Consider the following 14,423-nt stretch of genomic DNA (forward strand, 5'->3'; position numbering starts at 1 on the left):
AATGATTCGGCCAAGGCTTGTCAAACCATGACCGTGGGGAAACAGCCGCTGCCATGGAAAATGGAAGTGGCACTGTCGAGGGCGAATTCCGGTCAGCGCGCCCCGATCAAAGCCTTGGTGACATTGAAGGTATGGCTGGCGATTTTGGCGAAATTATGCAACATGTCGATAAAGATCAACCCCTGCTGGACGGAGCATTCACCGGTGTTGAGGCGGCTGATATGGTTGTCGCGAAGGTTGGTTTCCATCTTGTCAATGGTGCCCACCAAAAAGCCCGCCTTTTGCGCTATGGATAGATCGCGGCGCTCCAGAGCGTCCACCACGAAGGCCAGAAACTCCCGGGTTTTTTGCGCCAGTTCAATGATTTCCTGTTCGGCGACGGCGCTGAATGGGCATTTCAACCCCTTCGCGCGCAGACCCAGCTTCCAGAGGTTTTCACAGTGGTCGCCGACCCTTTCCAGGTCATTGACCATATGCATCATGGACGCCACATCGCGGGACATTTCCTGAGTAATGGACTGTTGCGACAGGGCAACGAGGAAATCTGTGATCTCCTTCTGCAACAAATCGACGCAATTTTCCTTCTTTTCCAGTCCGGCCAGGCGTTTTTCATCCCGGTCGTTATAAAACAACAGGGTTTCCTCCAGCATGTCGAGGGTGATCTGGGCCATGCGACGGGTTTCTGCCCGGGCCTGGCCGAGGGCGATGGGCGGCGTATTGAGTACCCGGTTGTCGATGAACTTCAGGTGGAATTCCATCTCCGAGTCCTTGCCTCGAATCAACAGGGTGGAGAGTTTCGCCAGACCACCCACCATGGGCAGGAAAATCAGGGTATTGATGATGTTGAACAGGGTGTGGGTGTTGGCGATATGGCGGGCGATATAGGGTTTGTCGCCAATGGCCGCGCCTAATTGGGCGGCCTGTTCGGCAGTGGTCACCACCAGGTCCGGATTACCCGGCGTCATACTGTCGACAAAATTGAGAAACACGGGAAACAGGAGCAGCATGTAAGCCACGCCGATGAAATTGAACAGAAAATGGGCCAGAGCGGTTCTACGGGCCGCCAGATTGGTGCCGATGGCCGCCATGTTGGCGGTGATGGTGGTACCGATGTTTTCCCCAAGAATCAAGGCGACGCTGACATCGAAACTCAGCAAACCGGTGCTGGCCAGAGCCAGGGTGATGCCGATGGTGGCGCTGCTGCTTTGCACCACGATGGTGACCAGGGCACCAATCAATACCGCCAAGGCTCGGTTGTGACCGATCATCAAAAAGAACTGGTCTAGATGATCGCTGCCCCGCAGGGGATCGAAGGCCTCGCGCATGGTCGCCAGGCCGAAAAACAGGATACCGAACCCGAGAATGACCTCCCCGATATAGACCCACTTTTTGCTGCGTGAGAAAAGCTTGAGGGCCGTGCCGACGCCGATGGCCGGCAGTGCATACTGAGTGATTTTAAAGGCGAGCAGTTGGGCGGTGACGGTGGTGCCGATATTGGCGCCGAGGACAACGCCGATGGACTGCACCAGGGACATGAGGCCGGCATTGACAAAGCCGACCACCATGACCGTGGTGGCGCTGGAGGACTGGATAATGGCGGTCACGGCCACACCCACGAGGGTGCCGACCAGGCGGTTGTTGGTCAGAGCACCGAGAATCTGGCGCATGCGGTCCCCGGCCACTTTCTGCAGACCTTCCGACATGATTTTCATGCCGAACAGAAACAGGCCGAGACCGCCGATCAGGCCGAAGACCATGGCCTGGCTGATGAAATCGGGCATCCGGGTGCTCCTTTGACGGAAACCTGTGACGAAAAAGTACGCGAGCGGCGCCCTGAAAAATCCGCCGCCTCAAAACGGTGCGCACTATACCGGACTGGGCCGTATTTTTCAAGGCCTGCCTGGGTCCGGCGGCGGCTTCATTTTTCTGCAGTCAAAAAAGGCTGCCCGAGAGGCTAAAGTTGGTGGATCCAGGAGGTGTCGCCGGCGCCCTGGCGCAGAACTTGGACTTCATCGTTGACCAGGCTGATCACCGTCGATGCCTCGCCCCTGACAATGCCGCCGTCGACGACAATATCGATCATGCGGCCGAGATGTTCTTCGATTTCCTGGGGATCGTAGCAGGGTTCCTCGCCGGTGATATTGGCGCTGGTGGTCACCAATGGATGCCCCAGTTCGTGCACGATGGCCAGGGCAATGGGGTTTTGCGGAATACGGATGCCGACGGTTTTTTGTTGCGTGGTCAAAAGATCGGGAACTGTCCGGGTCGCTTCCAGCACGAAGGTATAGGGCCCCGGCAGGTAGCGCTTCATGATTTTGAAGGCCATATTGCTGACTTGGGCATAGGTGGAAATGTCCGAGAGATCGGAACAGATGAAGGAAAAGGGTTTCTTGGCATTGCGCTGTTTAATCTGATAGATGCGTTTCACGCCTTTGCGGTTGAAGATATCGCACCCCAGGCCGTAGATGGTATCCGTCGGATAAGCGATCACGCCGCCCTGTTTCAGGCATTCCACCACCCGGTTGACAAGACGTTTCTGGGGATTTTCAGGATTGATGGCGAGGATCATGGTGAATTGTCCTTTCCTGGTTCATGCCCCATGGTTGACCTTTCCCACGGGGTTCACTGCCGGCCGGTATGACCGAAGCCGCCGGTATTCCGGACGGTGGCATCCAATTGTTCGACATACTCCAACTCCGCCTGCATGACCGGAGCTATGACCAGTTGGGCCAGGCGTTCTCCCGGTTGGATGGTCACGGTATCCTGCCCGTGATTGATGACAATGAGCGCAATCTCTCCCCGATAGTCGCTATCGATGGTACCGGGCGTGTTGACCAGGGTCACCCCCTGGCGCAGGGCCAGACCGGAGCGGGGCCGGACCTGGCCTTCGTAGCCGGCGGGAATCGCCATGGCCAAACCCGTCGGAACCAACCGACGCTGCCCGGGAAGGAGTTCGATGGCACTTTCCAGGCAAGCACAGAGATCCATTCCGGCGGCGGCGGAACTCATGTAGGCGGGCCGTTTGGCCGCCGGATGCAAACATTTGACTTGAACCTTGAGGTTCTGCATGGGTTGGCAATCCTGTGACAGTTTATCAATCTTCTACAGTCAGATCCACCAGCGGATATCCTTCCTTGGGCACCTTGCCGACCATGACCACGTGCAGATATTCATCCTGAAACATATCGCGGGCCAGAGCCTGCACATCCTCAAGGCGTACCCGACGAAAGGAGTCGAGGACTTCCCGGGGCGACTGGACATATCCCAGAAACATGTGGTTGCGGGCCAGTCGCGTCATGCGATGTTCGGTATTTTCCAAGGACAGCAAAAATTGGCCGCTGAGTTTATCGATGGCGAAGTTCAACTCCTCGCGGCTGATACCAAAAGTACGCAGTTGCCGCAACTCATGAAGAATCAACGTCATGGCCACATTCAGGTCGGAGGGCGAAATACCGGCATAAATGACCTGAGCGCCGCAATCGCTGTGTGAATTGAGATAACTGTAAATGGCATAAGCCAGACCGTGCTGTTCGCGCAGTATCTGAAAAAGGCGCGAACTCATGCTTCCGCCCAATACCGCATTGAGAACATGAGCCGTAAATCGTTCCGGACTTGATTGCGATGGAGCCGGGGTTCCCAGGCACAGATGGACCTGTTCGAGTTCCTTGAAAAGACTGACAACCTGCCGGTAGGAGGGCTTGGGAACCGTTCGTTCAGGCTTTTTTCCTGCCGGAAGAGCGGAAAAAAAACCGCACAACCGGTCAACCACCTGAGCGTGGTGTACCTGCCCGGCAACGCAGATGAGCAGGTTCGTGGCGTGCAGGCGATCCGCGACGAAACTGAGTAACTGTTCGCGGGTCAGAGCGGATACGGTTTGAGCCGTCCCGATAACGGGTTGCCCCAAGCCATGCCCCTGCCAATAGGCACGATTGAATTGATCATGCACCAGTTCATCGGAGTTATCGGCAAGACCGTGTATCTCCTGCAGTATGACACGCCTTTCTTTTTCAATGTCATCCAGATCGAAAAGCGCGTTGAGCAGCACGTCGGACAGCAAATCGATGGCCTGAGGCAACTTCCGACTTTCAACTTTGGCCAAATAACAACTGTATTCCTGGCTGGTAAACGCATTAAGCGCCCCGCCCATTGCGTCGATCTTCTTGGCAATGGTCAGGGCGCCATGTCTCAACGTGCCCTTGAAGAGCATGTGCTCGATAAAGTGGGAGATACCGTTTTCAGTCGGAGTTTCATGCCGGGACCCATTCTCGACCCAAAAACCGACGGTCGCGGAATAGGTCCCGGGGATGGACTCGGTCAGAATGCGGACACCGTTATCGAGAACGGTTTTTTCAATCATGTCTCACGAGCAAGAAATGTCATTGAAAATTATTCGTCTTCGGAAAATACCTGGTCCAGGGCTTCCTTGCGGGACAGTTTGATTTTGCCTTGCCGATCGATGTCCAGGCATTTGACGATGACCTCGTCGCCTTCCTTGAGGACATCAGTGACGTTTTTAACCCGCTCCTTGGCCAATTCGGAAATATGCACCAGGCCGTCGGTGCCAGGGAAAATTTCCACGAAGGCTCCGAATTCCATGACTTTTTTGACCGTACCCTTGTAAAGTTTGCCGATTTCGGCTTCCTGGGTCAGGGCCCGAATCATGCGGATGGCCTGTTTGCAGGCCGCTTCGTCGTTGGAAGCGATGTTGATCCGACCGTCATCCTCGATGTCGATGGCGCATCCGGTTGCCTCGATAACGCCGCGGACGTTCTTGCCGCCGGGGCCGATGACCGTGCGTACCTGATCCGGCTTGACATGGATGGTGGTGATGCGCGGCGCGAAGGGAGACAGTTCGGGACGCGGCTGTTCAAGGGCTTCCGCCATCTTGTCCAGAATATGCAACCGGCCTTCCCGGGCCTGATCCAGAGCGGTTCGCATGATATCCTTGCTGACGCCGCTGATCTTGATGTCCATCTGCAGGGCGGTGATGCCATCCCGGGTCCCGGTCACCTTGAAGTCCATATCACCGAGGTGGTCCTCATCGCCGAGAATGTCGGACAACACCACCACATCGTCCCCTTCCTTGATCAGACCCATGGCAATACCGGCCACGGCCTTGGAGATGGGAACGCCGGCATCCATCAGCGCCAGGGTGGAGCCGCAGACACTGGCCATGGACGAAGAGCCGTTGGATTCCAGAATGTCGGATACGATGCGGATGGTGTAGGGAAAATCATCATGGTTGGGCAGCACCTTGGTCACCGAACGTTCAGCCAGCATGCCGTGACCGATTTCGCGACGGCCGGGGAACAGTCGCATGCTGGTTTCACCGACACAAAACGGTGGAAAGTTATAGTGCAACATGAACTTTTTAAATTCCATGGATTGCACATTGTCCATCCGTTGCTCATCCTTGGAGGTACCCAGGGCCACCGCCACCAGGGCCTGGGTCTCGCCACGCGTAAACAGGGCGCTGCCGTGAGCACGGGGCAACAGACCGACCTCGGAAGTGATGGGGCGGACGGTTTTGCGGTCACGGCCGTCGATACGAACCTGGTCCTTGATGACCATCTGCCGCACCAGGCGTTTCTGCAGACCGCTGAGTATCTCGCCGACTTCACCCTGACGGCCTTCGAACTCTTCCGTCAGCGCTTCCTTGACTTCGGCCTTGACCTGAGCAACGGCAGCGTACCGATCCTGTTTGGAACGAATCCGCACCGCATCCTGCAGACCGGCTTCAGCCAAGGTCGTTACGCGCTGCGCCAGTGCCTCGTCGACTTGTTTCTCCGGGCAGTCGCGTTTCACCGGAGCGACCAGGGCACGCAGTTTCTCCTGCAGTTCGATCAAGGGTTGCATGGCCTGGTGCCCAAAGAACAGGGCCTCCAGCATGTCTGCTTCACTGACAAAATCCGCCTCGCCCTCGACCATGATGATGGCATCCCGGGAACCGGCCACGATCATATCGAGATCGCTTTCGGCCCGCTGGGCGTGGGTGGGGTTGGCGATCAGTTCGCCATCGATACGACCGACGCGTACCGCCGCAATCGGTCCACAAAAGGGAATATCGGAGACTTCCAGGGCGGCGGAGCAGCCGACCACGGCTAACGTGTCCGGATCATTGATGCCGTCGACGGAAATCACCGTCGGCATGAGTTGGGTATCATAGAGGAAGGTTTTCGGAAACAGGGGCCGCAGGGGGCGGTCGATGAGACGGCAAATCAGAGTCTCCCGTTCCGTGGCGCCCCGCTCCCGGCGAAAGAAGGAGCCGGGAATTTTGCCGCCGGCATAGAATTTCTCCTGGTAGTTGACCACCAGAGGAAAAAAGTCCTGCCCTTCGCGCATCTGCTTGGCGGCCACCGCCGTGCACAGCAACTTGGTGTCGCCATAGGTAATGACCACAGCACCATCGGCCTGGCGGGCCATTTTGCCTGTCTCGATGGTCAGCGCCTGACCGTTGAATTCGATTTCTACTTTGTGGTAAGCCAAGACAATCTCCTTTGTTCATGTTCGACCCCACCGGCCCTGCCGGTGGGAACGTGCCTTAGTTGGCACTTTTTTGCTGCAACAAGATGTTCCCATGACCTGGCGCACCAAGTCGTCTGTTGCAAACAGCTAAAGGAGGATGGCCTGAGACAATAGCCGGCCATGCCCATTCGGGGCCGGCTGCTCTCTCCGGACAACCTCCATTAGCACCTCGATAAAACAAAGGCAGCAGCTTCCCGGGAACAAGAAGCGTGCTGCCCGATACTACCTGCGGATACCCAAGCTTTTTATGATTGCACGGTACCGTTCAACGTCTTTGTTTTTCAGATAATCGAGAAGCCGCCTTCTCTGACCGACAATCTTCAGCAGACCGCGCCGGGAATGGTGATCCTTCTTATGGGTCCGGAAATGTTCGGTCAGATAGGTGATGCGCTCAGACAACAGCGCAATCTGGACTTCCGGCGAACCGGTATCCCCTTCATGACGTTCAAACTGCTTGATGATTTCCTGTTTTTTTTCCGTGGCCAGCACTTATGCCACCTCCTTTCCTGATGATTTAATGCTCTGTATCAGGCTGTAAATGGGAAACCTGAGGAGCCCGCGATGGGCTACCGAAAACAAGAGCGAACTTTGCCAAATCGGAAAACACCACCTGTCCCGACAAAGATGGCGCCATCTTTGTCTTTGCACGAAAGTAGCGGATTTCCCTTTGAAAGCGCACCTTTTATTACCATAGATCCCCGACTGAGTAAAGCGCATTTCAGCCTGGCAGCAGATCCGGAAAGACTTTCAGAAGTTCAAAATCGCCCCGTTGCTCACGTACCCGTTCGGGTGCCCAGCGGGCAATCGCCAAAAGCTGTTCCGCAGCGGTCAGCAGCACGATGGCCCCCGTCTCGCATTGGGGCGCCAAGACCAAATCGGACAGGGCGGGCGGAATGCCATGAGCCAGGCGCCGCCAGGCCTGTTGGCGGACCGCCAGGTTCGGATAATCCCGCAACGCATCCCGCAGCGGCAATAAGTGCCGACAACGTTCATCGGAAGACAGTTGCTGAATGGCCTCCAGGGTCAAGGCTTCTTCGACCCTGAAGGAACCACTGCCCAGACGCCGAAGGGCGGTCATGTGGGCTCCGCAACCCAGGTGCCGACCCAAATCGTGGCACAGGGTCCGCACGTAGGTCCCCTTGGAGCAGCGAACCGTCAAGGACAAAAATGGCGGTTCATAAACCTCTGGTCGCAACTCATGAATCTGGATCGGTCGGGGCTCGCGATCCACTTCGACCCCTTGACGGGCCAATTTGTATAGGGGGACGCCGTTCCTTTTCAGGGCGGAGTGCATGGGAGGAATCTGTAGGATGGGTCCCACCAGATTGGCGCAGGCGCTTTCAATGGCAGCGCGGGTCACCCCTTCGAAGCCGTGCCTTGACAACACGGCGCCTTCGGAATCCTGACTGTCGGTGACCTCGCCGAACTTCAGGGTTGCCCGGTAGACCTTGTCCCCTTCCATGAGAAACTCGACCAGGCGGGTTGCCTCTCCCACCGCCACCAGAAGCAGGCCGGTGGCCAACGGATCCAGAGTCCCGGCATGTCCCACGCGACGAGTTCCGAATAACCGGCGCACTTGGCGCACCACATCATGGGAGGTGGCTCCCTGATGCTTGTCGACGAGCAGCAAGCCGTTCATGAATTCAGAGGCAGCAGGTCGTTCAGGCGCGTCAGAACCGTTGTGCGGACTTCTTCGAAGGCCCCGTCGACCACCGCGCCGGCGGCATTATGATGCCCTCCCCCGCCGAATTCCCGCGCCAACTCCCCTACATTGACCTTTCCCTTGGAGCGGAAACCCACCTTGAACTGTTGGGCCTCGGTCTGCCGGAAAAACAAGGCGACTTCCACCCCCCGAATGGAACGGGGATAATTGACGAATCCGTCCGTATCCTCCGGTCCGGTTCCCGTTGCGGAAAACATGTCGAGGGTAACGCTGACGGAACCGAAACGGCCGCAAGACGAAACCGTCAGGGTATTCAAAACCCGGCTCAACAAGCGTAATTGGCGGGCGGGGCGGTTTTCATAAAGCTGGCCCGCAACCATCCAGGGTGAAATACCCATCCCCACCAGGGTCGAGGCGATTTCAAAGGCCTCGGGATTGGCGTTGGAGTAGCGAAAGGAACCCGTATCGGACAAAATAGCCGTATAGACGCACATGGCGACGGCCGGCGAAACGCTGAAGCCCCCGTCACGAATAAGGCGGTAAATCAGGGCTCCGGTGGCACAGGCTTCCTCAACCACCCAATTGATGGCTCCGAAGGGCTCGGAATGGGGATGATGATCGATGTTGATCAATTGCCGGCAGCAATCCTTCAGGAACCCCCCGGCTCGGCGAAGTTCGCCGGAATCGAGGACAAAACCGGCATCGAAACAGGCGCCTTCAGGCAATTCCCGCACCACTCCGTCGGCGCCGGGCAGAAAGGCCAATTCTTCGGGGACACCGTCCAGGTTGAAGCTGACCACCTCCTTGCCCTGCTCGCGCAAAAACAGGCTCAGCGCCAAAATGGACGCGATGGCATCACCGTCGGGACTCTGATGGGACGCGACCAGAAAGCGCTGCCCTTCCCTAATTGTCGTCAGGATCGCGCTCGTCATGGCTGTCGCTTTCGTGAATGTCCCGGATCAGGGATTCGATGCGGTTACCGTATTCCAGGGAGGCGTCAAACTGGAACAGCAAATCGGGCACATAACGCATCCGCAGACGCTTGGCGAGTTCACGGCGCAAAAAAGGCACGGCACTCTGCAAGCCTTTTTGCGAATCCTTGCGCTGTTTGTCATCCCCGAAAACGGTGAAGTAAACCCGTGCCAGATGAAGATCCGGGGTCACTTCGACCCCGGTTACGGTGACGAAACCGACCCGGGGATCCTTGAGCCCTTTGATCAAGAGCTCTGAGATCTCCTTGTGAATCGATTCTCCTACTTTTTGTGAACGAGAGCTTTGCAAATGTATACTTTCAATAATGAAGAAGTTCCATATCTTGCCGGCAGACTTGGGCCAGGCCGCTGCCCTCCATATCCGCGACGACGTTCTGTAACACGGTATGGGCCTGCCCTTCGTCCCCGGTCACAATGGCGATGCCGAACTCGGCGCGCTGCCACAGATCGTGGAGTCCGGTTTCAGCCGCCGAGACCGGCCAGCGGTTGCGACAGCGACCGAGAAGGCTGCGTGTCACCGAGCGCTTCTCTTTGAGATTCCGGCTTTGAGGTATGAACACCTCGATTCTTAAAACCCCGACAACCATCGCTGCCCGCTGCTACAGAGCCGTTTTTTCCTCAACCACTTCAAATACTTCAATCACATCGCCAACCTTGATGTCATTGTAGTTTTCCAGGCTGATGCCGCACTCGTAACCCGACGCCACTTCACGGGCGTCATCCTTGAAGCGCTTGAGGGAAGCCAACTTGCCCGTCCAGATGACGATATTGTCCCGAATCAGGCGTACCTGGGCATTTCGCAGGACTTTGCCCTGAGTAACGTAACAACCGGCAATGGTCCCGACCCGGGAGACATTGAAGGTCTCGCGAACCTCCACGTTACCGAGGTGCCGCTCCCGCAGGGTGGGCGCCAGAAGCCCTTCCATGGCGTTCCGAATGTCCGCAACGGCGTCATAAATGACCGTGTACAACCGGATATCGACGCCGTCGGTTTCCGCCTGCAGGGCCGCCTTGGTTTCCGGCCTTACATTGAAGCCCAGAATAATGCCGTCGGAGGCGGCGGCCAGGGAAACATCACCTTCCGTAATGCCGCCGACGCCGGCATGGATGACCACCAATCGGCAGGCATCGGTGGACAGTTTAAGCAGCGAATCGCGCACCGCCTCGACGGAGCCCTGCACGTCGGCCTTGATGATGACCTTGAGTTCCTTGACCTCGCCGCCCTGCAAGCGCGCATAAAGCTGTTCCAAAGAAAACTTGCTGGTGGTCGCCAGTTCCTGCTCGCGCAATTTGCGTTCGCGGTGGCTGGCCACTTCCTTGGCTGCCTTTTCGGTTTCGACGGCGTAGAAGCTTTCCCCGGCGGTCGGGGTGCCGGACAACCCCGTCACCTCCACCGGACAGGACGGCCCGGCGTCCTCGAGGCGCTGCCCCTTGTCGTTGGTCATGGTCCGTACCCGGCCAAAGAAGGTACCGGAAACGATGGGATCGCCGATCCGCAGGGTACCTTCCTGCACCAGCACCGTAGCAACCGGCCCGCGACCACGGTCCAGGCGAGCCTCGACGATGACTCCCTTCGCCCGCTTGGCCGGGCTGGCCTTCAGATCCAGGACTTCGGCCTGCAGCAGAACCATTTCCAGCAATTCGTTGAGATTGATTTTTTCCTTGGCCGACACTTCAACAAAAATCGTTTCACCACCCCAGGATTCCGGAACCATGCCGAACTCGGTCAACTCCTGCATGACCCGCTCCGGTTTGGCGTCCGGCTTGTCGATCTTGTTGATGGCCACGATGATCGGCACACTGGCAGCCTGGGCATGACTGATGGCTTCCTTGGTCTGAGGCATGACGCCGTCGTCGGCGGCCACCACCAGGATAACGATATCCGTAACCTGGGCGCCGCGAGCGCGCATGGCAGTGAAGGCCTCGTGGCCCGGCGTGTCGAGGAAGGTGATTTTCCGGCCGCCGATTTCCACATCATAGGCCCCGATATGCTGAGTGATGCCGCCCGCCTCACCGGCCGTGACATTGGTTGTACGAATGGCATCCAGCAGGCTGGTCTTGCCATGGTCGACGTGACCCATGATTGTCACCACCGGCGGACGGGTCTGGAGATGTTCCTCGACCTCATCGACGGTGACATCGGAGGTGTCTTCCAGGATCAGCTCTTCATCAAAGGCGATGTTTTCCACCTCGTAATTGAATTCCGAAGCCAGAATTGCGGCGGTTTCAAAGTCGAGAGGGTGGTTAATGGTCACCATGGTGCCCTGGCGCATGAGTTCCTTGATCAGATCCTTGCCCTTGATACCCATACGTTTGGCCAACTCGGCAACGGTGATGACGTCGCTGATGCGAATCACGCGCTTGATGGCTTTGGAAACAGTGACTTCGGTCTTCTTGTTGACCTTCGGCGCCTTCTTGCCACGACGGCCACCGCGCCAGTCCTCATGCTCCGGCTCGTAAACTTCGCGGCGCGTACGACGGGCCTTGCCTTCGTCTCGTACCGAGCGGTCTTTGTCGAAAGTGGCCGCCTTGCCCTTCTTGGCCTTTTTGACGCCCCGTCCTTCCTTGCCTTCCAATGGTATTTCCGGCATGGCGGGAGGCATGGCTCCAGGCGCCGCGGGAGCCGGGCGCGCCGGACGCGGCTGCCGCTCGCGGGCCGGACGTTCAGTGCCACGACCGGCGGGCGCTCGACGTTCCTCCTTGGCCGGCGGCGGGGCAAGCGTTGAAAGCTCGACGCGCCCGAGGATTTTCGCCCGGTTGGCGGTGGCCTTCTGAGCCACGGGGGGGGTCTCCCGGCCGCCGGCAACTTTGGCCTCCGGCTCAACGGAGCCGACAGCGGGTGCCGCCGGCTTTTCCAGGACGGGTTTTTCAGCTTTAACCGGCTCCGCCGGCGTTGCAACAGGCATTTCCGGCAGTTCCGGCTCGACCTGAGGTTCGGTTTTTTCCTCGGCGGACTCGAGGGCGACCGGTTCGACAACGGGCTCGACAGGCGGCCGGGCCTCATCGGAGACCGCAATCACCGGTGCCGGCTGTTCCTCTTTCGGAACTTCAGGCGCTGCAGGCTTGGTCGCAAGAGCGGGTTCCGGTTCCGCCACCGGTTGCTCTTCTTCGGCCACGGGGGCAACGGCCTGATCGGCAGCCTGGGGTACTTCCTTGCGACGACGACGGATGACGCCCGGAGTAATGCGTTGTTCTTCGACCTTTTCCACCGGGTCGACGGATTCAGCTTCGATCTTCGCCATTTCGTCCTCGTTCAAAACGCTCATGTGACTCTTGGCATCGATTCCGGCCAGGTGCAGCTTGTCCAGCAGCGCCTTGTTGTCCAGGCCCATCTTTTGCGCAAGTTCGTATACCCTCATCTTTTTTACCATCAGGACTCCCCCGAAATACTTTTGAACCGTTCCAACTCTTCAATTATCGCTGTTGCCAGCGGTCCGGCCCCGATTGCCACCGCTCCACGCTCGGCCTTGCCCAAAACCTGACCGAGGACCGCCTTATTGAAGGCGATATAGCAGGGTATCTCGTTTCGAGCCGCGAACTGCTGCAATTTTTCACGTGTTCCGGGCGACAGGTCCAATGCCAGCACCATCAGTGCCGGCAACCGCTCCCGGGCCGCTTCGGCCTTGATTTGGCGTAACCCGGAACTGGATTGACCGGACTTACGGGCCATGCCAATCAGGCTCAGCACCCGCTCCTCAATCTGACGAGCGAGCATTTTCCACAAAGCCTCCGCTTCCGGCCGCAGGGCGTCGGCACGCAGACCGCGAATAAATCGGCCCTGCTTGATGGCTGCCTGCAGGCAGGCCAGATGGATGCAGGTATAAATTCCACGCCCCGGCAATTTATGCCGATAGTCCACCAGAACCTGTTGCTCAGGGCTCAGAACATACCGTACCAAAAGGTCTTGGTCAAGGACCTTCCTGCACCCTGCACAAGTACGTTGCGGGCTACGACGAGACGGCAATTCAGCGTTATTCTTCAGGTTCCGTCTCCGATTCATCGACGGACTCAACGTGGCCTGCAACCTCTTCGAGCAGGTCGACGGAGGGCTCTGCGTCGCCTTCCGCGGCGGTCATGCCGACTCCCTGTGCATCGGCTTCTTCGGCAGCCGAAGCGGTTTTCTCCGCTTCCAAGCTTTCATTTTCGAGTTCCGCCGCTCTGGATTCGCTTTTGATATCGATGTTCCAACCGGTCAGGCGTGCTGCGAGACGAACGTTCTGGCCTTTTTTCCCGATAGCCAGGGACAGCTGATCATCCGGAACAATGACCTCGAGCGCCTGCTCGTCATTGTCGACATAGATACGCGTTACCGTGGCCGGCGCCAATGCCGCACAGACGAAGCGGCCGACATCCGGCGTCCAGGGGACAATGTCGATCTTTTCACCACGCAATTCCGACACGACATTCTGCACCCGCGAACCGCGCATGCCGACGCAGGCCCCAACCGGGTCAACATCGGAATCGTAGGAAGCCACGGCAATCTTGGTCCGGCTGCCGGCCTCTCGCGCCACGGCCTTGATTTCGACGATCCCTTCGGCGATTTCCGGAACTTCAAACTGAAACAGGGCCGCCACCAGATTCGGATGCGTACGGGAAAGAATAACCTGGGGCCCCTTGGTCGACATCTTGACCTCGGAAATCAGCACCCGTGCCCGATCGCCCTGACGATAGTTTTCCCGCGGCACTTGTTCGCGGTGGGGCAGCAGGCCTTCCGTAAGGCCGAGATCGATGACCAAATCGCCACGCTCATAGCGACGCACGATGCCATTGACCAACTCGCCCACGCGGCCCTTGAACTCATTGAAGATTTTTTCCCGCTCGGCTTCGCGCACCTTCTGGATGATGACCTGCTTGGCGGTCTGGGCGGCAATGCGACTGAAATTGCCGGCTTCCATTTTCATGCCGAGGGAATCTCCCACTTCGACATCGGGATCGATCTCCTGCGCCTCCTCGAGATCGATCTCCTTGTAGGAATCGACGACCTCCTCGACCACAGTGACAAATTCGAACAGTTCCACCTCGCCCAAATCGTCATTGTAATGAGCTTCCAGTTCGCGGGTATTGCGATATTTTTTATTGGCAGCGGACAGTACCGCGGATTCCAGCGCCTCGACCAGAACTGCCCGGTCGATGCCCTTCTCCTTGACCACCTGATCAATAATGTGATTGAGATTTCCCAGCATCTGTCAACGTCTCCTCAGTAAAATTTGCCGCTTCCGCTTGTCCCGCTGGCCAGAAAAAAG

Annotated in this window: 13 protein-coding genes; all 13 read right to left on the minus strand. The window is 57.8% G+C overall.

Annotation, left to right across the window (positions count from 1 at the left end; genetic code table 11):
* Nucleotides 1–92: 92 nt before the first annotated feature.
* Complete coding sequence (locus JQN68_RS02175) at nucleotides 93–1,781, minus strand: Na/Pi cotransporter family protein (protein ID WP_225071434.1); 1,689 nt, start codon at nucleotides 1,779–1,781, stop codon at nucleotides 93–95.
* 173 nt (nucleotides 1,782–1,954) lie between these two features.
* Nucleotides 1,955–2,569 (minus strand): L-threonylcarbamoyladenylate synthase, encoded by a 615-nt coding sequence (locus JQN68_RS02180; protein WP_225071433.1) that lies wholly within the window; start codon nucleotides 2,567–2,569, stop codon nucleotides 1,955–1,957.
* 53 nt (nucleotides 2,570–2,622) lie between these two features.
* Nucleotides 2,623–3,069 carry a dUTP diphosphatase gene (dut, locus tag JQN68_RS02185; protein ID WP_225071432.1) on the minus strand — a complete coding sequence of 149 codons (447 nt, stop codon included), beginning with the start codon at nucleotides 3,067–3,069 and terminating at the stop codon, nucleotides 2,623–2,625.
* A gap of 25 nt (nucleotides 3,070–3,094) precedes the next feature.
* Nucleotides 3,095–4,357, minus strand: coding sequence for a M16 family metallopeptidase (locus tag JQN68_RS02190; protein ID WP_225071431.1), 1,263 nt, complete (start codon nucleotides 4,355–4,357; stop codon nucleotides 3,095–3,097).
* Nucleotides 4,358–4,386: 29 nt separating this feature from the next.
* The gene (gene pnp, locus JQN68_RS02195; RefSeq protein WP_225071430.1) at nucleotides 4,387–6,486 is read right to left on the minus strand and encodes a polyribonucleotide nucleotidyltransferase; all 2,100 of its coding nucleotides are present in this window, start codon (nucleotides 6,484–6,486) and stop codon (nucleotides 4,387–4,389) included.
* Nucleotides 6,487–6,747: 261 nt separating this feature from the next.
* Nucleotides 6,748–7,014: a 30S ribosomal protein S15 gene (rpsO, locus tag JQN68_RS02200; protein WP_225071429.1), complete on the minus strand. Its 267-nt coding sequence runs from the start codon at nucleotides 7,012–7,014 to the stop codon at nucleotides 6,748–6,750.
* Nucleotides 7,015–7,243: 229 nt separating this feature from the next.
* Nucleotides 7,244–8,164: a tRNA pseudouridine(55) synthase TruB gene (truB, locus tag JQN68_RS02205; RefSeq protein ID WP_225071428.1), complete on the minus strand. Its 921-nt coding sequence runs from the start codon at nucleotides 8,162–8,164 to the stop codon at nucleotides 7,244–7,246.
* A complete protein-coding gene (locus JQN68_RS02210; RefSeq protein ID WP_225071427.1) occupies nucleotides 8,161–9,120 on the minus strand; it encodes a DHH family phosphoesterase in 960 nt (319 codons plus the stop codon). The genes truB and JQN68_RS02210 overlap by 4 nt, the downstream gene beginning before the upstream one ends.
* Nucleotides 9,092–9,469 carry a ribosome-binding factor A gene (locus tag JQN68_RS02215; RefSeq protein ID WP_225071426.1) on the minus strand — a complete coding sequence of 126 codons (378 nt, stop codon included), beginning with the start codon at nucleotides 9,467–9,469 and terminating at the stop codon, nucleotides 9,092–9,094. The genes JQN68_RS02210 and JQN68_RS02215 overlap by 29 nt, the downstream gene beginning before the upstream one ends.
* A gap of 10 nt (nucleotides 9,470–9,479) precedes the next feature.
* On the minus strand, nucleotides 9,480–9,767 hold the full coding sequence (locus JQN68_RS02220) for a DUF503 domain-containing protein (protein WP_225071425.1): 288 nt from the start codon (nucleotides 9,765–9,767) through the stop codon (nucleotides 9,480–9,482).
* Between the two features lie 12 nt (nucleotides 9,768–9,779).
* Nucleotides 9,780–12,551: a translation initiation factor IF-2 gene (infB, locus tag JQN68_RS02225; RefSeq protein WP_225071424.1), complete on the minus strand. Its 2,772-nt coding sequence runs from the start codon at nucleotides 12,549–12,551 to the stop codon at nucleotides 9,780–9,782.
* On the minus strand, nucleotides 12,551–13,180 hold the full coding sequence (locus tag JQN68_RS02230; protein ID WP_225071423.1) for a DUF448 domain-containing protein: 630 nt from the start codon (nucleotides 13,178–13,180) through the stop codon (nucleotides 12,551–12,553). The genes infB and JQN68_RS02230 overlap by 1 nt, the downstream gene beginning before the upstream one ends.
* Complete coding sequence (gene nusA / locus JQN68_RS02235) at nucleotides 13,152–14,363, minus strand: transcription termination factor NusA (protein ID WP_249620985.1); 1,212 nt, start codon at nucleotides 14,361–14,363, stop codon at nucleotides 13,152–13,154. The genes JQN68_RS02230 and nusA overlap by 29 nt, the downstream gene beginning before the upstream one ends.
* Nucleotides 14,364–14,423: the final 60 nt, after the last annotated feature.

It is taken from the genome of Desulfuromonas sp. CSMB_57 (genome assembly GCF_020194955.2).
Lineage (GTDB): Bacteria > Desulfobacterota > Desulfuromonadia > Desulfuromonadales > Syntrophotaleaceae > JAFCIY02.